This window comes from Oleiphilus sp. HI0079, assembly GCF_001635105.1.
The window spans coordinates 1-683 of sequence record NZ_LWFT01000401.1 but is presented as its reverse complement, the minus strand read 5'-3'; the positions used below and the strand labels follow the sequence as shown (position 1 = coordinate 683).

The window sequence follows — 683 nt, the reverse complement described above, 5'->3', positions numbered from 1 at the left end:
TCTTCAGTGAGGCCAACTGTTCCAATATTGGGTTGGCAGAAGACTGCAGTAGGAATGTTGGAATAATCTACAGGCTGTGCAACAGAATCAGCAAAGAAGTAGTTCGCAAGGTACATTCCCTCAGCCAACGCCACCGGCGTGAGTTGGACGCGATCAATTACGTCGCCGATCGCATAAATGCTCGGGATATTCGTTTGGTAATGATCATTTACAAGAATCGCCCCAGACGCTGCGCATTGAACACCTGCATTCTCTAAGCCTAAGTCGTTGGTTTTAGGTATTCGTCCAATGGCCGAAAATATCTTTCCTGTGTTTAAGGTGTCGCCTGAGGTCAAACTAACTCGAAAGTCTCCACCTTCTAACTCATCGACTTGCTCGATATTGTTATTTAGCACGACCTTGACACCCTTGTTTTGAATCTGCTCTGTGACAAATTCAACTACATCCTGATCAAAGCCTCTGAGTATCTGTGGTCCGCGCGTAACCAAGGTCATGTCAACGCCAAGGCCCTGTAATATGCCAGCTAATTCAACTGCGATATAACCTCCACCTTGCATAACGGCGGTTTCAGGCAGGTCATTCAAAAAAAAGAATTCGTTCGAAGTCAGGACGTGCTCCGCCCCTTTAAAACTAGGCTTACGTGGCCAGCCTCCGGTTGCTACCACAATTCTCTCTGCTGAATA

General features: G+C 46.9%; 1 protein-coding gene. It reads right to left on the bottom strand.

Going from position 1 to position 683, the window contains the following annotated elements:
• The coding region (locus A3750_RS05330; RefSeq protein ID WP_231871726.1) for an FAD-dependent oxidoreductase at positions 1-665 on the bottom strand (665 nt) is incomplete at its 3' end.
• Positions 666-683: the final 18 nt, after the last annotated feature.